Raw genomic sequence first — 20,311 nt, forward strand, 5'->3', positions numbered from 1 at the left:
AGATGATTAAAAATGGGAATGACGATGACACAAAAAATCTTAGCAGCACATGCAGGATTAGAATCAGTAAAAGCTGGGCAATTAATTGAGGCAAATCTTGATTTAGTATTAGGGAATGATATTACAACTCCAGTAGCTGTAAATGAATTTCAAAAGTTTGGAACAGATAAGGTATTTAGTAAAAGCCAAATAGCTATAGTTCCAGATCACTTTACTCCTAATAAGGATATAAAAGCAGCAGAACAAGTTAAATATATCAGAGAATTTGCTCAAAAGATGGAAATTGAAAATTTCTTTGAAGTTGGGGAAATGGGTATTGAGCATTGCTTACTTCCTGAAAAAGGATTAGTTGTTGCAGGCGATGTTGTTATAGGAGCTGATTCACACACTTGTACATATGGAGCTCTTGGAGCTTTTTCGACAGGTATAGGATCAACTGATATGGCAGCAGGTATGGCTACAGGAAAATGCTGGTTTAAAGTGCCATCAGCTTTAAAATTTGTTCTTAAGAATAAGCCTGCAAAATGGGTAAGTGGAAAAGATATAATATTACACATAATCGGAATGATTGGTGTTGATGGAGCATTATACAAGTCAATGGAATTTGTGGGTGATGGATTACAATATCTTTCAATGGATGATAGATTCACAATGGCAAATATGGCAATTGAAGCTGGTGGAAAGAATGGAATCTTCCCAGTTGACGATAAAACAGTTGAATATTTAAAAGATCACGCGTCTAGAGAATGGACTAAATATGAAGCTGATGAAGATGCAGAATATGATGAAGTATTTGAAATTGATTTAAACGCATTAAGACCAACAGTTTCGTTCCCTCATTTACCAGATAACACAAGAACAATTGATAATACTGGAGATGTAGTTATTGATCAAGTAGTAATTGGGTCATGTACTAATGGTAGAATTTCAGATTTAAGAGTAGCTAGAGATATCCTAAAAGGAAAGAAAGTTAAGAAAGGTATAAGATGTATAGTTATTCCTGGAACTCAAAAGATTTACTTACAAGCAATAAAAGAAGGAATAGTGACAGATTTAGTTGAAGCTGGAGCGGCATTCTCGACACCAACTTGTGGACCATGTTTAGGTGGACATATGGGGATTTTAGCAAAAGGTGAAAGATGCATATCAACAACAAATAGAAATTTCGTAGGAAGAATGGGGCATGTTGAATCTGAAGTTTATCTTGCAAGTCCAGCAGTGGCTGCTGCATCTGCATTAACTGGGAAAATAACTGACCCAGAATTAGTATAGGAGGTATTTAGTAATGAGCGTAAAAGGTAAAGTTTTCAAATATGGAGATAATGTAGATACAGACGTAATAATCCCAGCAAGATATTTAAATACATCAGATGCTAAAGAACTAGCTGCACACTGTATGGAAGATATAGATGTTGATTTTGTTAAAAATGTAAAAGATGGGGACATAATTGTTGCCAATAAAAACTTTGGTTGTGGTTCTTCAAGAGAGCACGCACCACTTGCAATTAAGACAGCTGGAGTTAGCTGTGTTATTGCATCGACTTTTGCTAGAATATTCTATAGAAATTCAATTAATATTGGTTTACCAATTTTAGAATGTGATGAAGCGGTGAAGAATATTGATGCGGGTGATGAGTTAGAAGTTGATTTCACAACAGGGCTTATTAAAAATTTAACTAAGAATAGGGAATATCAAGGAGAAGCATTCCCGGAATTTATGCAAAAGATAATTGATAATGATGGATTAATCGGATATATAAAAAATAGATAGTAATAAAATATAGATAATAAGAAGATTATAGAAAAGTTAACTTGATATATTTTATCAATAAAGAGATAATAATAATTAAATATATAAAGAGTTTATTTATAAAAAGCAATAAGAAAATAGGTAATTATAAGAGGGGGATTTTTATAATGAAATATAATATAGCTGTAATACCTGGAGATGGGATAGGACCAGAAGTAATAGATGAAACTATAAAAGTTTTAAAAGTTATCGGGGATAAATTTGGGCATAGATTTGAATATGAGTATGTATTAGCTGGAGGATGTGCTATAGATAAAGAAGGAACACCACTTCCTGAAGCAACTTTAGAAGCTTGCAAAAATAGTGATGCGGTTTTACTTGGAGCTGTCGGAGGACCTAAATGGGATGATCCTACAGCAAAAATAAGACCGGAACAAGCGTTATTAGGATTAAGAGGGGCGTTAAATCTTTACTGTAACTTGAGACCTGCCATATTATATGCTCCATTAAAAAATGAATCACCACTTAAAGATAGCATTGTTAAAGATGGAATAGATATTTGCATCGTTAGAGAATTAACTGGTGGTATTTACTTCGGAGAAAGAGGATTAGAGGAAATCAATGGAGTAAAGAGCGCTTATGATACTGAAAGATATAACGTAAATGAAATAACTAGAATCGCTAAAATCGGATTTGAAACAGCAATGAAGAGAAATAAAAAGCTTACAAGTGTTGATAAAGCGAATATATTAGAGAGCTCAAGACTTTGGAGAAGTGTAGTTAATGAAATGGCTAAGGACTATCCAGAAGTTGAGGTGAATCACTTATATGTTGATAATGCAGCGATGCAATTAGTTAAAGATCCAAATCAATTTGATGTGATTGTAACTTCGAACATATTTGGAGATATCTTATCAGATGAAGCTAGTATGGTTACAGGATCAATTGGGATGTTACCATCAGCTTCACTTGGGGAAGGAACTCTTGGAATGTATGAGCCGATCCACGGAAGTGCACCTGATATAGCAGGACAAGGAATTGCGAATCCACTAGCAACTATCCTTTCAGCGGCTATGATGCTTAGATATAGCTTCTCGTTAGAGGAAGAAGCTAAAGAAATCGAAAAAGCAGTTCTTGCAGTTCTTGAAGATGGGTATAGAACAGGCGATATAATGACAGAAGGTAAGAAAAAAGTTGGAACAGTTGAAATGGGAAAATTAGTTTGTGGGAAACTAAAATAGTAAGCTAATTTATTGTTAATGGAGAGATTTACTTTATAGAGGGTATAAAGAAATTTCATCCATTAACTACTGAATGTTACGGTACAATAGGGTCTGTAAGTAATAGAAGAAAATTTTAATAATATATAATTCACAATATATAATGAAGGAATAAAAAAGTTTTTGATTAATAGGTATACTTAAGAAATTTCAAAGAGATTTCATCCTTAATTGTGAATTTAAGACCATTTTATAAGCAAAGGAGTGAGTAAAATGTTATTAACGGGGGCTGAAATCTTAATAAAGTCATTACTTGATGAAGGAGTAGAGACTATATTTGGATATCCAGGTGGAGCAGTATTAAATATATATGACGAATTATACAAGTATAAAGATAAAATAAATCATATTTTAACTTGTCATGAACAAGGTGCATCTCATGCAGCTGATGGATATGCAAGAGCTACTGGAAAAGTAGGGGTTTGTCTTGCAACATCAGGGCCAGGAGCTACTAATTTAGTAACAGGCATCGCGACAGCATATATGGATTCGATTCCTATGGTTGCTATTACAGGAAATGTGGCTCAACCATTGCTTGGAAAGGATAGTTTCCAAGAAGTTGATATAACCGGAATAACAATGCCCATAACAAAACATAATTATATTGTAAGGGATGTTAATGAACTTCAAAATATAATTAAGGAAGCCTTTTATATAGCACAGGAGGGTAGACCAGGACCGGTATTAATAGATATTCCAAAGGATATTACTGCTGATAAAACTCAGTACAATAAAATAATTCCTAAAGAAGTCGTTAGAAAATCTGAATATATTACAGAAAAGTCTTTACAAGAAGCCGTAGATTTAATAAATCAAAGTAAAAGACCACTTATATATGCAGGCGGTGGTATTGGGATAGCTGAGGCAACAGAGGAACTTTTAATCTTTGCGGAAAAGATAAATTCACCTGTATCAACATCACTTATGTGTATGGCGGAATTTCCTAATAATCATGAATTATATACAGGAATGATAGGCATGCATGGAACAAAAGCATCAAATATTGCTGCAACTAAATGTGATTTATTAATAACACTTGGAGCTAGATTTAGTGATAGAGTTATAAGTAATCAAAATCATATTAAGAATGCAAAAGTGCTACAAATAGATGTTGATCCAGCAGAAATAAATAAAAATGTTAAAGTTGATACTTGTATTGTAGGAGATTTGAAAGTAGCATTAAGTCAATTAATACCTTTAATTAACGTAAAGCGAAACGAAGAATGGATTAATACAATAAACAGCTTAAAAGAAAATAAGAAGGTTAAATCAGATTGTGGTTTAACACCAGAATTATTCTTTGATAAGTTAAATAAGTTAAATGACGGAAGTTTCATAATATCTACTGAAGTAGGTCAACACCAAATGTGGACGGCACAATACTTCAATTTTAGAAATGAAAGAACTTTCATAACATCTGGCGGTCTTGGAACAATGGGATATGGTCTTGGGGCTGCAATCGGAGCTCAAGTTGGTAAGCCAGATAAAAGAGTAATTAATATTGCTGGTGACGGAAGTTTTGGGATGAATTGTAATGAATTAGTTACTGCAGTTAAAAATAGACTTCCATTAATCCAAGTAATTATGAATAATAATTGCCTAGGAATGGTAAGACAATGGCAGGACTTTTTCTATGAAGGAAGATATTCTCAAACAACCTTAGATAGACCTACAGATTATGTTAAGCTTGCTGAGGCTTTTGGAGCCAAAGCATTTAGAATAACTGAAGTGGATGAAATAGACTATATACTTAGAAAAGCTCTGGATTCAGAAGGTCCAGTTCTTATAGATTATCTAATAAACAGTGATAAAAAAGTTTTTCCTATGGTTGCACCTGGTGCACCAATTAATCAAATAATAAGCGAAGAAGATATTAATAATAACTAGGAGGGTAATTAAAATGCCAAAAATGTATTACGAAAAGGACACAGATTTAAATTTATTAAAAGGAAAGAAAGTTGCTATAATAGGTTATGGTAGCCAAGGTCATGCGCATGCGCTAAATCTTCATGAAAGTGGAGTGGACGTTGTTGTTGGATTATATAACGGAAGTAAATCTTGGGCTAAAGCTGAAGCAGCTGGATTACAAGTTGCTACAGTTGCAGATGCAGCAAAAGCAGCAGATTTAATCATGATTTTATTACCAGATGAAAAGCAAGGAAAAATATATAACGAAGAAATTGCTCCAAACTTAGAAGAAGGAAATGCATTAGTATTTGCTCATGGATTTAACATACACTTTGGTCAAATAGTTCCGCCATCATACGTTGACGTATTTATGGTTGCACCTAAAGGACCAGGGCATTTAGTAAGAAGAACATATACTGAAGGTGCTGGAGTACCTTGCTTAATTGCTGTACACCAAGATGCAACAGGAAAAGCAAAACAATACGCTTTAGCATATGCTAATGGAGTTGGTGGAGCAAGAGCAGGTATTCTTGAAACTACATTTAAAGATGAAACAGAAACTGATTTATTCGGAGAACAAGCAGTACTTTGTGGTGGGGTTTCAGAACTTATCAAAGCAGGATTTGAAACTTTGGTAGAAGCAGGATATGCTCCGGAAAATGCTTATTTTGAATGTATGCATGAAATGAAATTAATTGTTGATTTATTATATCAAGGTGGATTAAGCATGATGAGATATTCAATTTCAGATACTGCTGAATATGGAGATTACCAAATTGGTAGAAGAATAATCACTGATGAAACTAAGAAAGAAATGAAGAAAGTTCTTACTGAAATTCAAGATGGTACATTCGCTAAGAACTGGTTATTAGAAAATGAAACTAATAGACCAGGATTCAATGCAAGAAGAAGAATGGAAGCTGAACATCCAATCGAAAAAGTTGGTAAAGAATTAAGAGGAATGATGAGCTGGATAGATACAGCTAAGGTAGACTAATATAAAATAATATTTAATATTTTTAGAAGACGAGATTTATATTAGATGATCGTCTTCTTTTTTGATATAATTTATTATGAAAGATTTTCTGCTTTATGCAGAAATCAATACAATTTTTAATGTAGAAGTAGAGGTAATAAATGAATTATGTATATATCGTGGAATGTTCAGATGGGACATTTTATACGGGGTGGACAAATAATCTAGAAAAGAGAATTGAAATGCATTCAAATGGGATTGGAGCGAAATATACAAAAGGCAGAGGCCCTGTTAAGTTAGCATATCACGAAATATTTGAGGATAAAAGAGATGCTATGAGGAGAGAGTATGAAATAAAAAGATTAACTAGAAGAGAAAAATCATTATTAATAAAGGAATACAGTACGAATTTATGAATAAATGTATTATTATAAATTTATGCAACCGATTTTGTTAAAAACGTATTATAACGGAGAAATTAATAATAAATAAAAGAAAAACTATCAAAATTTCCTTATAATTAAGAAAAATATTACTTGTAAAAGTTTTCTTTAATTGATATACTTAAATCATAAAGAAGAATTTACTTCGAGAAAAGGTTAACATGAGTCTAGATAGTATGAGAAATACTAGAAGGACTAAATTTTTTCAAAATTGCGCAAACGCTTGCGAAAGAAATTTCAAAATATGTTAACATTATATATCTAAAAATAAAATTTTAGATATATGTTATATAATATAGTATAAGGTTTTTGAAAATAATCAAAAATCAAATGAATTTTAATGGAGGGGTATTCACATGAAAACAAAAAAATTTTTATCAACAATTTTGGCTTCTACGCTATTAGTTGGAACTATGGTTGGATGTGGAACATCATCAAGCACTGAGTCAAAGAATACAAGCGATTCTGGAAGTGGAAGAACAATTAAAGTATTTCAATTAAAGGTTGAAATTAACGATGCGCTTCAAGAACTAGCTAAAAAGTATGAGGCAGAAAAAGGAGTCAAAGTAGAAATTACTTCAGTAGGTGGAGGTGCAGACTATGGTGCATCACTAAAAGCAGAATTCCAAAAAGGTACTGAACCAGATATATTTATGATCCAAGGTGCAGGAGATTATGGAGTTTGGAAACATAAAATTGACGATTTAAGCTCAGAAAAATGGGTAAGTAATGCTGTTAAGGGAACATTAGATACAGTTACCTTTGACGGAAAAGTATATGGTATGCCAGCAGCAACAGAAGGTTATGGACTAATATATAATAAAGAAATTTTGGACAAGGCTGGAATCGATGCCAAATCTATAGATACATTTGATAAGTTAAAAGCAGCATTTGAAAAATTGGATAGCAAAAAAGCTGAATTAGGAATTGATAATGTTGTATCATATACAACTAAAGAAACTTGGGTAACTGGTAATCATACATTTAATATTCCGTTAGCAGCTCAAGAAAATCCAAAACAATTTACGCAAGACTACGTTGCAGGAAAAGCAGATTTAGTTAATAATAAACAATTTAATGATTGGATGAATCTTGTAGAATTACTTTGCAAATATGGCGGAGGAAAAACATTAGATACAATAGATTACAGTAATCAAGTTGGTAACTTCGCACTTGGAAAAACTGCATTCCTACACCAAGGTAACTGGGTTGCTGGAGATTTAAAGAATTTAGATGCTAAATTTGATATGGGATTTGCTCCTTTAGCTATCAATAATGATACAAAGGTAAGTGGATCAATTCCAGTAGGGGTTCCAATGTACTGGGTAGTAAATAAAGACTCAAAAGTTAATAAAGAAGCTAAAGAATTCTTAGATTGGATGGTTAATAGCAAAACTGGTCAAGAATCACTAGTTAAAGATATGAACATGATCCCTGCATTCACAAACTTTGCAGTTGAAAGTGACAATAAATTAAATAAATCAATATCTGAGTATAATAAAGCAGGGAAAACACTTCCATGGGCATTTACTAATCTACCAGATGGATTTACAATGAATAATATAGGACCTGTATTCTCTAAGTTCCTTACAACTGACATGGGAGCGCAAGCTAAGAAAGATATGTTACAAGGTCTTCAGGACGCGGAACAAAAAGCTAAACAATAATAAATTAAAAAGTTCAAAATGGATTCATGGGGAAACTAAAACTTCCTCATGAATATTTTATAAGAATTTATATATAAGTCTTAGAACATAATAATAAATATTATTAGAAAGGAGCAAGTATATGGGTAAGAAAATGAAAGATAGTAGAGATTTTTGGATTTTTGTAGGTCCATCTCTATTTGCAATAACAATGGTAGTAATAATCCCATTCATAATTGGTATTTATTATACATTTACAAATTGGAATGGTGCGAATCCGGAATATGATTTTGTTGGAATAAAGAATTATATAAATCTTGTTAAAGATGAACAATTCATATATTCTTTAAAAATAACTATATTATACACAATTGCAAGTGTAATAAGTATTAATTTAGTTGGTTTTGGACTAGCATATGCAGTTACAAGAAAATTAAAAACTAATAATTTCTTAAGAACTGGATTCTTTATGCCAAATCTAATAGGAGGGCTTATCCTAGGATTTATATGGCAATTTATGTTTAACTCAGTATTTACTGGACTTGGTCAAGTTTTAGGAAGCAAAGCGCTTTCGACATCCCTATTACAGGATGCAGGTACAGCAATGTTTGCGATGCTAATTGTTTCAACATGGCAATATGCTGGATATATAATGGTAATTTACGTAGCGGCTCTTGAAAATGTCCCAACTGACTTAATAGAGGCAGCACATATTGATGGAGCAAATGGATGGCATACGTTTAAGAATATAACTATACCTATGGTAAGACAAGGAATGACAATTTGTTTATTTTTAACTTTAGCTAATTCGTTTAAATTATTTGACTTAAACTTCTCTCTAACACCCGCAAAAACTACAGAAATGCTAGCTTTAAATATATATAAAGAAGCGTTTGTAGTAAATAATATGGGGATAGGGCAAGCTAAGGCTATTATATTCTTTGTACTTGTAACTACTATTTCTTTAACACAAGTTTACTTCAACAAGAAGAAGGAGGTAGAAGCATAATGGAAGCAAGTAAAATGGTTAATAATGTAGAAAAGAGTAAATCAAATAAAAAGCTAAAAACACTAGATAGCTATACTGGAAGGCTGAAATTCCTAGAAGGATTTGCATGGGCATTACTAATATTATACATGGCACCTTTCTATTTAATGTTCATAAATTCATTTAAAACAAGAAGGGAAATTTTTGCGAATACCACAGGTTTACCAACCACATGGAATTTGAAAAACTATTTAGATGCTATAAATAGAATGGATATGCTAAACTCATTTATTAATTCAATGGTAATAACAGTTGGAAGCGTAGCATTAATAATTTTATTTTCTTCAATGGCTGCATGGGTATTGGTTCGTGATCAAAGTAAGAAGAGTAAGATAATATTTTATGTATTCACTTCAGGAATGATAGTACCGTTCCAAGCTGTAATGCTACCACTTGTAAAATGGATGGCAAAGATTCAAATTGGTCCTATTAAGATGTTAGGTACTCACTATGGTCTTATATTTATGTATATAGGATTTGGTGTTAGTATGAGCATATTCTTATTTCATGGATTTATTAAAGGTATACCGAAAGAAGTTGAAGAGGCGGCAACTATAGATGGCTGTAGCAAATGGCAAACTTATTTAAAAGTAATATTGCCATTATTAAAACCAACTACTGTTACGGTAGCAGTATTAAATAGTATATGGGTATGGAATGATTTCTTGTTACCATTCTTAACAGTAAACGGTAAAATAAATACTATACCACTAGCTATGAATAATTTCTTTGGAGCATTCTCAAAACAATGGGAATTAGCAATGGCGGCATTGATTTTAGCTATAATTCCAATAGTTATATTCTACTTCTTTGTTCAAAAGCAAATAATTGCAGGGATTGTTCAAGGATCAATAAAATAATTATTGATAGGAATTTAGAGACTACTTTAAAAGTTGCTTAATGTAGTAATTTAATGAAATGCGGATTTTTAATCAAGATTTAATATATATCAATAAATCATAATATTGTAGAGCAGGTTAGAAAAGGTATAATTTAAATTTTAGTTAAGAAACTCTATAAATTAGAATAGTTTAAGAAATACTTTTGAGGATAGTCTCTTGATTTTTAACTATGGCAGAATAGAGTTATTTAGATTGTTATAGTTAACAATAACTAATTTATAGGTTTTTACGCAAACGCTTGCTTAAGCTGTGAGAGAGTATAAATTTCCGCAGAATATTTAGAACGAAAGGTGAAAATAGGAGGAAGATATGAATAGAGGTAGTGGTATTATTATGCACATTGCTTCGCTACCAGGAGAATACGGAATAGGAACCTTTGGTAATGAAGCATATGAATTCGGAGATTTTTTAAAGAAAGCAGGACAAAGGTACTGGCAGATTCTGCCCTTAGGCCCTACGAGTTATGGTGATTCACCTTATCAATCTTTTTCAGCATTTGCTGGAAATCCGTATTTCATAGATTTTGAGATATTAAGAAAAGATGGCTTACTTAGTAAGGAAGACTACGAGACAGTTAGCTTTGGTGAATATACTGAGGATATTGATTATGGTGTAATATTTGTAGAAAAATTCAAGGTTTTAAGAAAAGCGTATGAAAATTTTAAAATACAAGATTCTAAAGATGCAAAAAAATTTGAAGAAAAAGAGACATATTGGCTTGAAGATTATGCATTATATATGGCTGTTAAAAATCATTTCGGTTTAAAAAGCTGGCAGACATGGGATGAAGACATCAAACTAAGGAAACCAGAAGCTATCGAAAAGTATAAAAAACTATTAATCGATGAAATAGGATTCTGGAAGTTCCTACAATATGAATTTTATAAACAATGGGAAAACTTAAAATCATATATAAATGAATTAGATATTGAAATAGTAGGAGATATGCCTATATATGTTGCAGAAGATAGTGCTGATGTGTGGGCCAACCCTGAGGCGTTTTTACTTCATAAAAAGACATTAAAGCCACTAAAGGTTGCTGGATGTCCGCCTGATATATTCTCGGCAACGGGACAATTGTGGGGAAATCCAATTTATGATTGGAACTATATGGAGAAAACAGATTACAAATGGTGGGTTGATCGTATAAGACAAAGTTTAAATCTATATGATGTGCTTAGAATAGATCATTTTAAGGGATTTGAATCATATTGGTCAATTCCTTATGGTGATGATACAGCAGAAAATGGTGAATGGATAAAAGGACCTGGAATAAAAGTATTTAATGCAATTAAGGATGAGCTAGGAGATGTTAATATAATTGCTGAAGATTTGGGAACATTAACTGAAGAAACCATTAAATTGAGAAATAATACTGGTTTCCCAGGAATGAAAATATTAACATTTGGATTCGATTCAGATAGTGAAAATCCTTTTTTACCTCATAATTATGAAAAGAACTTTATAGTTTATACTGGTACTCATGACAATGATACTGTTAGAGGGTGGATGGAGACAACAGCGCCAAAAGAGCAAGTTAAAAATGCTATAGAATATTTAGGCTTAAGCAAAGAGGAAGGCTATAATTGGGGGTTCATAAGAGGGGCTTGGAGTAGCATTGCGGATATTGCTATAGCTCAGATGCAAGACTTCCTAGATTTAGGAAATGAAGCGAGAATTAACTTACCATCAACACTGGGAAATAACTGGCGTTGGAGAGTAAAAGGATCATTAATAACAGATGATTTGGCTGAAAAAATTAATAAGCTTACTGAAATCTATGGAAGAACAAATAAAAAGTCTAATATAGACAGTGTACAAGATCTATAAAATTAATATGAATTTACTTAAATAATCTTTGCAATATTAATTTATATATTGTGAAGATTATTTCCATATTAATAAATAGAGGGTATTTTCACTTGTTTATTTAGGAGTTTCTTATTATTTATTTGGAGGCTTTACTAACAACCGTACGGTAAATTTTGTTGTTAGTAAAACTTAGTAATATACTGTTTGTAACATTTTTATAGGTATGATAATATTAAGATTATTAGAGCAAATTATCTGCAAAGATAAGAATATTTAAGATGAGTAGAGTCTTATAATAATAGATTCTACTTTTAAGCTTTTATTTTAGAAGCTTTAAAATAAATATTAATAAATGTTACAGTGGTTTATTAGTATAGAAAGGAGTAGAGGATATGAAAGTTACAATAAAAGAAGTAGCAAAAGAAGCAAATGTATCACCATCAACCGTATCTAGGGTTATATCCGATAGTTCACAAATAAGTGAAGAAACTAAGGAGAAAGTTAGGGAGGCAATAAAACGTTTAAAATATAGACCTAATGCCATAGCTAGGAGTCTAGCTAATAAGAAAAGCAGAATTTTAGGTGTAGTTTTACCAAGTGAAGCTCATGATTTGATAACTAGTACGTTTTTTATCCAAGCAATGAAAGGTATGAGCAGCTACGCTCAAAATAAGAAATATTATATAACTTACGCATTTAGTGAGGATGAGAAGACAGAATTGGAGTACATTAATAATTTTATCACTAGTAATTTGGTCGATGGAATATGTTTATTACGTGCGAGAACTGAGGATAAAAGTATTAAGTATCTTAAGGAAACACAGTTCCCATTTGTAGTAATTGGAAGACCGGAAGAGACAGAGGATGTGTTATGGGTTGATAATGATAATTTCCAAGCTACTTATAATTTAGTAAATGAACTTATAAAAAAAGGTCATAAAAATATTGCTTTCCTAGGGGCTAAAAAGGAATGGAATGTAACTAAGGATAGATTTAAGGGATTTAAAGTGGCGTGTGAGATTAATGGGATATCAATACAAGATAATAATGTTGTCATGGTTAAGGAGTTTAATGAACAAGAAGGTAGAATTGGAACTGTAAGATTATTAGAGAAAGCTACACCTACGGCTATAATAGTAGAAGATGATGTGTTAGCTTTTGGAACATTAAAAGTTCTTAAAGAGAACAATATAAGAAATATAGATGTAGTAGGGTTTAATAATAATCCACTAGATGAATTTCAAAGTCCATCACTATCATCAATAGATATTAATTCGGCTGAACTTGGATATTATGCAGTAAAAATCTTAATAGACTCCTTGGAAAATGATGAAAAATCAATAGACCACTATATTATTGATACTAAACTTGTAAAAAGAGAGTCCTTTAAATAATACTTTCAATTTAATAAGTATTATCTAAAGCTGCAAGCGATTGCGATTGGATTTATTAATAATAAGCATTTTAAATGATTAAATGGGCAAACTCACTCATAGCCTAAAAAATAATATTATAAAAATAAGTATGTAATACAAAAGAATTCTTATAAAAATTAAAAATATTTTTAGTTTTAGAGGGTTCTTTTATTTTATATGTACTACTCTTGGATAATTAATTATGGAAGAGTAGTACATATGATTTACGACATTTGTTAACGTTTAACGACAAAATTAAATGGTGAGATAATTAAAAATTAAGCAAAAGAACTAATGATTTACTAAAACTATTATAGAAAGGGAGAGTACAATGAAGATAAAAAGAGAAAAAAATAATAGAAATGGAACAAGCTTAAAAAATAGAATCATAGTTAGTTATATTATTGTATTAAGCTTTATGCTTATAATAGCAAGCGTTTGCATTAATCAAATGAAAAATATTGTGAAAGAATTAGGAGTAACTCAGGAGATAATCAATAATGCAGCGGTTCAGACAATGACAAAGCAAAGCATGAGAGCATCTATTACAGAACTTGAGAATTCGGTAAATAAATTTACTAATATATCAATTATTGTTTCCATTGCTGGATTTATAGTTACCCTAATACTTGCAATTATAATTATTAGAAGAATACTTAAGCCTCTAAATGAATTGAGCAAATTTTCACATTCATTAAGAGCAGGTGATTTAACCATAAAACTTGTAGGAAATTATGATAAAGAGTTCGGAGATGTTATAGAAAGCTTAAATGAAGCAATAAATGCTAATAGATCAATGGTTGGTAATATATATTCTTATTCAAAGTTATTAATAAAATCAAGTGAAGAACTTAATAATATAGTTAACAGCATAAATAATAGAATATTGGAAGTTAATTCTTCAACTGAAGTAATTTCTAGTGAAGTTGAACAGCTAAGCGCAGTTTCTCAGGAAGTAAATTCATCAACATTTGAAATAAAGACTGTAGTATCAGGCTTAAATGAACTTGCAGTAACAGATAATAAATCTGCGGAAACTATAAGAAACAAAGCAATTCATGTTAAAGAAAAGGGACAAACAGCTGCAGAAAATGCGAGGAGAATATACTTAGAGAAGATTGAGAATATTACTAATGCGATTGAGCAAGGCAGTGTGGTACAAGATATCAAAATGATGGCAGATGTAATTGCAGGAGTATCAGAGCAAACCAATCTTTTGGCACTTAATGCAGCAATAGAGGCAGCAAGGGCTGGAGAGCAAGGAAAAGGTTTCGCTGTAGTTGCTGACGAGGTAAGGAAATTAGCTGAACAAAGCACAGATACCGTTGATAAAATAAAAAAGATCATCAGCGAGGTACAAGGTGCTTTTAGTAATTTGAGCGAGCATAGCAAAGATTTACTTTCATTTTTACAAGAAGATGTAGATAGTGATTATGAACTATTAATTGAGACAGCAACTAGCTATGAAAATGATTCAAGATTAATTACTAACATGGCAGAAGAGGTTCAAAATACTAGCATGACTATTGAAGAAATTATTATGCAAATAACCCAAGGAATTAATAGAGTAAGCTTAAATGCAGTAGAGACAGCTAGTAAATCACAAGATATACAAAAAAATGTGGATGAAGTTACTGAGCAAGTGGGGACTATTGTTAAGGCTATTTATGAACAAACTACTATTGCAGAAGAACTGAAAGATGTTATTAATGTATATAAAATCTAAGATAATAAGATTATATTTATAGAAGCTTAATGTATAATGTGTTAATATTTGTATAAAGATAACTCAAAGTCTAGAAATTGGGGGACTATATATGAGTAGAAGAAATTACAAGAAGCATGAAAAAAAACGGCAAGAAGCTTTAAGGAAACAAAATGGTTATTTAAGAAGTTTTATTTCAATTGTCGCAAGTATATTCATTGTTAGTGGATTTGGGTTGTATTTGAAAAGTATAAATACTCCAAATATACCCAAAAATGAAATTAATAGCAATAAAATAAATAATGAAATTATAAGTGAAACAACTGATGAAGATAATATCGTAAAAGAATCAGTTAAGAAGGAGATTTTAATTTCCTTTGCTGGAGATTTTACGCTAGGGACTGATACTAAATTTGCTTATGACGGTAGTTTACCGGCAGCATTCATTAATAGCGGAAGGAATTATTCTTATTTCATGCAAAATGTATCAGATATATTTAAGAATGATGATTATACATTAGTGAATTTAGAGACTACATTTACTGACTCAAATGTTAAAGCGCATAAAGATGGAGAGGTGTTTTATAATTTTAAAGGACCTAAGGAATATGTTAATATTCTTACGAATGCATCTATAGATGGTGTTACAATAGCCAATAATCATATTTATGATTATGGTAGTCAAGGTATAAGTGATACAATTAATACTTTGAAATCAAATAGTGTTGATATTTGTGGTGAAGGATATAAGATATTAAAAGACATCAAAGGAGTTAAGTTTGGATTTTTGGGATATACAGGTTGGGAATACTCAAAAGATTTGAGAGTAAAAATAGCAAATGATATTAGTGATTTAAGAAAGCAAGGCGCAGAAATTGTAATCCCATATTTTCATTGGGGAATAGAGCGATCATATAGGCCATATGATGTTCAAGAGAACTTGGCGAGATTTGCTATTGATAATGGAGCTGATGCTGTCATAGGCTCACATCCCCATGTTATTCAAAGTATGGAAAGCTATAAAGGCAGACTTATAGCATATTCCATGGGAAACTTTTGCTTTGGAGGGAACTCAAACCCTCCCGACAAAAGAACATTGATACTTCAATCTAAAGTTAAAGTTGAAGATAATAAATTAGTTGGTTTTGAATATAAAGTGTTACCCGCTATGATATCTTCAAGAAACGATAGAAATGATTATATCCCTACCTTAGCTAGCGGTGAAAACAAGATAAATATATTAAAAAACTTAAATGAATTATCACCAACATTAAATGGAAGAATTAAAGATGAATTTTTTACATTAGGTTAAAATTAATTTAATGCAGAGAAAAAGGAAAATATTATTTTAAATTTTAGGGTTTATATGATCTATACAATGCAAGGTGTAAGTGAATTTCAAAATTATGAAATCCGCTTACATCTTTTTTTGTTAATTATTAAGAAATGTACAATGATAAATCTAAAGAGAATACTTAAAGGTTGTGTTGCTTATGTTTTTTTTATTACAAAATTGAAAGATAAATGTAAGGATTATCAATATAACATTGAATAAAAGTGATTTACTATATAATTATCAGATTCACATTTATATAAATAATGTTGTTTAAGGAAAAGTTAATGTTTTATTAAGAGTTATATTATATTTGTAATGATATACTTATTGAGTATTAGACGGGACCATATATGTGAACTAATGTGAATGGTAGTAAAGTACATAAACCAATGAGGGGAAAGCATAGAAGAGTAGAATGAATTTATGTTAACTACTTGTATTACATATGAATCAATGAAAATTATAAAGATTGGGGGAATTTATAAATGCCAAAGTTAGATATTAAGAAATTAAAACCTAAAGGCATAAGCCTAAAAGGATTAGAACTGAAAAAGAAACCAAGTAAAAAAGTAATACTACTGTGTACAATATTTTTAATAGCAGCGATATTTGTAATAGTTAAAGTAGTTATGCCTAAACCTGCCTTAGAGATCAAACATACAGTTTTATCAAAGGGAAAAATCATAAATAGTGTGAATGTCTTAGGAGAAATAAAATCTCAGGAGACTACCAATATATATAGTACAATAAGTAATCCGGTAAAAGAGGTTAAGATTAAGGCTGGAGATAAAGTAAAAGCAGGAGATGTTTTAGCTATATTAGATACGGGAGGATTAGAAAAAGATATTGAACAAGCTGTAGTTACTGCTGACGTATCAGAAGCCAATGCTAAGGTGCAGCTTGATAGTGCAAGAAAAGCATATGATGATGAATTACGGTTATATAATAGTAACTCGAATGGGGAGATAAAGAACGCTGAAGAAACTCTAAAATTAGCAAAGATTAATTATGATGATAAGAAAAATATCTATGAGAATAACAAAGCTTTATTTGATAATGAAGCAATTTCAAAGAGTGAATTAAATAAATTTCAAATAGATTATGAAACTGCAAAATCAGATTATGAGAAATCTATAGTAGCATTAGATAATGCAAAAGTTAAGGTGAATCAAGCCCTGACTACAGCTAAGAGCACTTATGATACAGCACAAAATAACAGCAACAATAATAGCCAAAGAATTGCAATAGAAAAACAAAAGCAGCAATTAGATAATTGTACAATTAAAGCTACGGTTGATGGCACAGTTACAGTTGTAAATGCTGTTGTCGGGAATTCTGGAAATGGGGTTTTATTTCAAATAGAAAACTTAGATAATATGGAAATAACGGCATCAATAAAAGAGGTTGATATAGCAAATATTAAAGTAGGACAAAGAGCCGAAATAAAGACGGATGGAACAGGAGAAGAAATTATTCAGGGAGAAGTTATAAGTGTTAGTCCAACTGCTAAGAAGGGTGATATGACCCAAGTTAAATCAACAGCTCAATCACAAGGGACAGGTAATGATACAGGTTTTGAAGCTAAAATAAAGATTAATGGCATCAATGAAAATATAAAAATTGGTATGAATGCGAGAGTAAATGTTATTTTAAATGAGAAATCAGATATTTTTGCAGTTTCATCAGAGAGTATAGTTCAAAATAATGATAGTAAAAGTATATATATAGCAGAAAAAGCTGATGATAAGCCTAATGAGTATATAGTTAAGGAGATTCCAGTAGATACAGGGGTTGAATCTGATTTTAATGTTGAAATTTCAGGTGAGGGAATTTCTGATGGAATTATGATAATTGATGATCCTTCGACTTGTAAAGTTGGAGAAAAAATTAAGATAAATGAGGGGTGAACTTTTTGAAAGATAATATAATAGATATGAGAAATATTGTTAAAAGCTTTTATATTGGAACTCCCAATCAATTAGATATCCTTAAAGATATAGATATAACAATAAAAGAAGGTGAATTTGTATCAATAGTTGGTGCATCAGGATCAGGGAAAAGTACCTTAATGAATATTATAGGAGCACTGGACAGGCCAACTTCCGGAACATATATTTTAAATGGTACAAATGTTGGTGAAAAAACAGATAATGGATTATCAGAAGTGAGAAATAAAAAAATAGGATTTGTATTTCAGACCTATAATTTAATACCAAGAAGCTCAGCCTTAAAAAATGTTGAGTTACCAATGCTTTATTATGGAATGAATAGGCATGAAAGAAGAGAGAGAGCAGAAAAACTTTTAGAACTTGTTGGAATGGAAGATAGAATGAAGCATCTTCCTAACGAGTTATCAGGGGGACAAAAACAAAGAGTTGCTATCGCTCGTGCACTTGCAAATGAACCTAGTATAATATTAGCAGATGAACCAACTGGAGCTCTTGACTCCTCAACAGGAAGATTAGTTATGGATTTGTTTCATAAGGTACATGAAGTAGAGGGCAAGACTATAGTGTTTATTACTCACAATTATGAGCTTGCAGAGGAAACGGAAAGAATTATAACGCTAAAGGATGGAAAGATAGTATCAGAAGAGTATAATGACAAATATGTTAAAAAATTTCCAGATGGTGAAAAGATATGTTTATAAAAGAAAATATATTACTTGCAGTGGCAGGGATAAGGGCAAGTAAAATGCGATCGCTATTAACTATGCTTGGAATTATCATTGGAATATCGTCTGTTATAGGAATTGTATCCATCGGAAGTGCGATAACGGCAAAAGTATCAGGTGAGTTAGATAAGCTAGGTGCTAATAACATGATGGTTCAGGTAAGAGAAAAGAGTGAAGATGGTTCTGACAGAGGATATTCGGGTAAATCACCAGAAGATAGTGACCTTATTACTTTGGAGCAGATAAACTCAATTAAGGAAGCGTTTTCGGATAGAATTAGCAATATAAGTATAGATTCGGATACAGGACAAGGAAAAGTAAAAGATGGATACGTGTATGCTAATATAACGACTACAGGAGTAAATGATGGATATAAAGACGTTAATAATGTAAAGATGATTAGTGGGAGATTCATTTCCGATAAAGATATTAAAGGCATGAAAAAAAGCGCAGTAGTTTCAGATAAACTCGTAAATAATATTTTTAAAGGAAAGTCTGATCCTATAGGAAAAGAAATTAAGGCTTATGTACAAGATAGTATAGAAACATATGTTATTGTAGGAGTATATAAATATCAACCTCCTTCATTTCTTCAAGGAGGGGGGACCGCGGCAAAAGAAAAGGATATACAAACGAGCTTATATATTCCTATAACTACTGCAAAAGCAGAGCAGAAGAATAAAAATTACTATGGTTTTATGATTAAACCAAATACAAATGTTGATTCAGAAAAATTTGTTAAGGATATGAAGAAGTATACAGATAAGTTATATAAAAATAATAAGTATTGGGAATTGCAAGTTATGAATCTTCAAAATGAAGCAGAATCAATTACATCAGTACTTGGTATGATATCCATGGGCATATCTGTAATTGCAGCAATAGCATTACTCGTAGGTGGAATTGGAGTAATGAATATAATGCTTGTATCTGTTACAGAAAGAACAAGAGAAATAGGAACAAGAAAGGCTCTTGGGGCTAAAAGTAGCCATATAAAAATGCAATTCATAACTGAGTCGGTCATAATATGCACAATTGGAGGTACAATAGGAATAGTTCTGGGAATTGGAATGGGAATAATTGCATGTCTGGTATTAAAATCACCAATATCGATATCTGTACCAACAATTTTAATAAGTTTCACTTTTTCAATGGCAATAGGTGTATTTTTTGGATACTATCCAGCTAAAAAAGCGGCAAGCCTTGATCCGATTGAAGCCTTAAGATACGAATAAGTTTATAAAAATAATAATGAGTAAAGCTCAATCAAATATTTAATACAAGTATGCATAAGTAGAATTTAGTTTCAGAAGATAGTCACTATGGTTTGATTGAAAACCTAATTTGGCTATCTTCTCTTTAATTGAAAAGAATTTTCAAAGTATAAAAAAACATTCTATAATTTTAATGACATAG

At 31.3% G+C, this 20,311-nt stretch carries 16 protein-coding genes; all 16 read left to right on the forward strand.

Annotated features, from left to right (window positions below; translation table 11 throughout):
* Window positions 1-12 precede the first annotated feature (12 nt).
* The 16 genes from leuC to CLCHR_RS00545 all read left to right on the forward strand — a co-directional run bounded on the left by leuC (window position 13) and on the right by CLCHR_RS00545 (window position 20,130).
* Window positions 13-1,272 carry a 3-isopropylmalate dehydratase large subunit gene (gene leuC, locus CLCHR_RS00470; RefSeq protein ID WP_079437691.1) on the forward strand — a complete coding sequence of 420 codons (1,260 nt, stop codon included), beginning with the start codon at window positions 13-15 and terminating at the stop codon, window positions 1,270-1,272.
* Between the two features lie 13 nt (window positions 1,273-1,285).
* Window positions 1,286-1,771 (forward strand): 3-isopropylmalate dehydratase small subunit, encoded by a 486-nt coding sequence (leuD, locus tag CLCHR_RS00475; protein WP_079437692.1) that lies wholly within the window; start codon window positions 1,286-1,288, stop codon window positions 1,769-1,771.
* A 146-nt stretch (window positions 1,772-1,917) separates the two neighbouring features.
* Window positions 1,918-2,991: a 3-isopropylmalate dehydrogenase gene (gene leuB, locus CLCHR_RS00480; protein ID WP_079437693.1), complete on the forward strand. Its 1,074-nt coding sequence runs from the start codon at window positions 1,918-1,920 to the stop codon at window positions 2,989-2,991.
* A 252-nt stretch (window positions 2,992-3,243) separates the two neighbouring features.
* Window positions 3,244-4,917, forward strand: coding sequence for a biosynthetic-type acetolactate synthase large subunit (ilvB, locus tag CLCHR_RS00485; protein ID WP_079437694.1), 1,674 nt, complete (start codon window positions 3,244-3,246; stop codon window positions 4,915-4,917).
* A gap of 13 nt (window positions 4,918-4,930) precedes the next feature.
* Window positions 4,931-5,935, forward strand: coding sequence for a ketol-acid reductoisomerase (gene ilvC, locus CLCHR_RS00490; RefSeq protein WP_079437695.1), 1,005 nt, complete (start codon window positions 4,931-4,933; stop codon window positions 5,933-5,935).
* 140 nt (window positions 5,936-6,075) lie between these two features.
* The gene (locus CLCHR_RS00495) at window positions 6,076-6,330 is read left to right on the forward strand and encodes a GIY-YIG nuclease family protein (protein ID WP_079437696.1); all 255 of its coding nucleotides are present in this window, start codon (window positions 6,076-6,078) and stop codon (window positions 6,328-6,330) included.
* Between the two features lie 383 nt (window positions 6,331-6,713).
* Window positions 6,714-8,024 (forward strand): ABC transporter substrate-binding protein, encoded by a 1,311-nt coding sequence (locus CLCHR_RS00500; RefSeq protein WP_079437697.1) that lies wholly within the window; start codon window positions 6,714-6,716, stop codon window positions 8,022-8,024.
* Window positions 8,025-8,145: 121 nt separating this feature from the next.
* Window positions 8,146-9,012 carry a carbohydrate ABC transporter permease gene (locus tag CLCHR_RS00505; protein WP_079437698.1) on the forward strand — a complete coding sequence of 289 codons (867 nt, stop codon included), beginning with the start codon at window positions 8,146-8,148 and terminating at the stop codon, window positions 9,010-9,012.
* Window positions 9,012-9,911, forward strand: a complete 900-nt coding sequence (locus CLCHR_RS00510; protein WP_079437699.1) for a carbohydrate ABC transporter permease — start codon at window positions 9,012-9,014, stop codon at window positions 9,909-9,911. The genes CLCHR_RS00505 and CLCHR_RS00510 overlap by 1 nt, the downstream gene beginning before the upstream one ends.
* Before the next feature lie 351 nt (window positions 9,912-10,262).
* Window positions 10,263-11,783 (forward strand): 4-alpha-glucanotransferase, encoded by a 1,521-nt coding sequence (gene malQ, locus CLCHR_RS00515; protein ID WP_079437700.1) that lies wholly within the window; start codon window positions 10,263-10,265, stop codon window positions 11,781-11,783.
* 374 nt (window positions 11,784-12,157) lie between these two features.
* Complete coding sequence (locus CLCHR_RS00520; RefSeq protein WP_079437701.1) at window positions 12,158-13,159, forward strand: LacI family DNA-binding transcriptional regulator; 1,002 nt, start codon at window positions 12,158-12,160, stop codon at window positions 13,157-13,159.
* A 352-nt stretch (window positions 13,160-13,511) separates the two neighbouring features.
* Window positions 13,512-14,906 carry a methyl-accepting chemotaxis protein gene (locus CLCHR_RS00525; RefSeq protein ID WP_079437702.1) on the forward strand — a complete coding sequence of 465 codons (1,395 nt, stop codon included), beginning with the start codon at window positions 13,512-13,514 and terminating at the stop codon, window positions 14,904-14,906.
* Between the two features lie 91 nt (window positions 14,907-14,997).
* Window positions 14,998-16,197 (forward strand): CapA family protein, encoded by a 1,200-nt coding sequence (locus CLCHR_RS00530; RefSeq protein ID WP_079437703.1) that lies wholly within the window; start codon window positions 14,998-15,000, stop codon window positions 16,195-16,197.
* Between the two features lie 509 nt (window positions 16,198-16,706).
* On the forward strand, window positions 16,707-18,128 hold the full coding sequence (locus tag CLCHR_RS00535; protein ID WP_079437704.1) for an HlyD family secretion protein: 1,422 nt from the start codon (window positions 16,707-16,709) through the stop codon (window positions 18,126-18,128).
* 5 nt (window positions 18,129-18,133) lie between these two features.
* The gene (locus CLCHR_RS00540; protein ID WP_079437705.1) at window positions 18,134-18,871 is read left to right on the forward strand and encodes an ABC transporter ATP-binding protein; all 738 of its coding nucleotides are present in this window, start codon (window positions 18,134-18,136) and stop codon (window positions 18,869-18,871) included.
* Window positions 18,862-20,130, forward strand: a complete 1,269-nt coding sequence (locus tag CLCHR_RS00545; protein WP_079437706.1) for an ABC transporter permease — start codon at window positions 18,862-18,864, stop codon at window positions 20,128-20,130. The genes CLCHR_RS00540 and CLCHR_RS00545 overlap by 10 nt, the downstream gene beginning before the upstream one ends.
* Window positions 20,131-20,311 lie beyond the last annotated feature (181 nt).

Source organism: Clostridium chromiireducens (genome assembly GCF_002029255.1).
Lineage (GTDB): Bacteria > Bacillota > Clostridia > Clostridiales > Clostridiaceae > Clostridium > Clostridium chromiireducens.

Excerpts from the sequence above, each read along its gene's own strand:
- leuC (WP_079437691.1), top strand. The coding sequence starts at position 13 with ATGGGAATGACGATGACACAAAAAATCTTAGCAGCACATGCAGGATTA.
- leuD (WP_079437692.1), top strand. The coding sequence starts at position 1,286 with ATGAGCGTAAAAGGTAAAGTTTTCAAATATGGAGATAATGTAGATACA.
- leuB (WP_079437693.1), top strand. The coding sequence starts at position 1,918 with ATGAAATATAATATAGCTGTAATACCTGGAGATGGGATAGGACCAGAA.
- ilvB (WP_079437694.1), top strand. The coding sequence starts at position 3,244 with ATGTTATTAACGGGGGCTGAAATCTTAATAAAGTCATTACTTGATGAA.
- ilvC (WP_079437695.1), top strand. The coding sequence starts at position 4,931 with ATGCCAAAAATGTATTACGAAAAGGACACAGATTTAAATTTATTAAAA.
- CLCHR_RS00495 (WP_079437696.1), top strand. The coding sequence starts at position 6,076 with ATGAATTATGTATATATCGTGGAATGTTCAGATGGGACATTTTATACG.
- CLCHR_RS00500 (WP_079437697.1), top strand. The coding sequence starts at position 6,714 with ATGAAAACAAAAAAATTTTTATCAACAATTTTGGCTTCTACGCTATTA.
- CLCHR_RS00505 (WP_079437698.1), top strand. The coding sequence starts at position 8,146 with ATGGGTAAGAAAATGAAAGATAGTAGAGATTTTTGGATTTTTGTAGGT.
- CLCHR_RS00510 (WP_079437699.1), top strand. The coding sequence starts at position 9,012 with ATGGAAGCAAGTAAAATGGTTAATAATGTAGAAAAGAGTAAATCAAAT.
- malQ (WP_079437700.1), top strand. The coding sequence starts at position 10,263 with ATGAATAGAGGTAGTGGTATTATTATGCACATTGCTTCGCTACCAGGA.
- CLCHR_RS00520 (WP_079437701.1), top strand. The coding sequence starts at position 12,158 with ATGAAAGTTACAATAAAAGAAGTAGCAAAAGAAGCAAATGTATCACCA.
- CLCHR_RS00525 (WP_079437702.1), top strand. The coding sequence starts at position 13,512 with ATGAAGATAAAAAGAGAAAAAAATAATAGAAATGGAACAAGCTTAAAA.
- CLCHR_RS00530 (WP_079437703.1), top strand. The coding sequence starts at position 14,998 with ATGAGTAGAAGAAATTACAAGAAGCATGAAAAAAAACGGCAAGAAGCT.
- CLCHR_RS00535 (WP_079437704.1), top strand. The coding sequence starts at position 16,707 with ATGCCAAAGTTAGATATTAAGAAATTAAAACCTAAAGGCATAAGCCTA.
- CLCHR_RS00545 (WP_079437706.1), top strand. The coding sequence starts at position 18,862 with ATGTTTATAAAAGAAAATATATTACTTGCAGTGGCAGGGATAAGGGCA.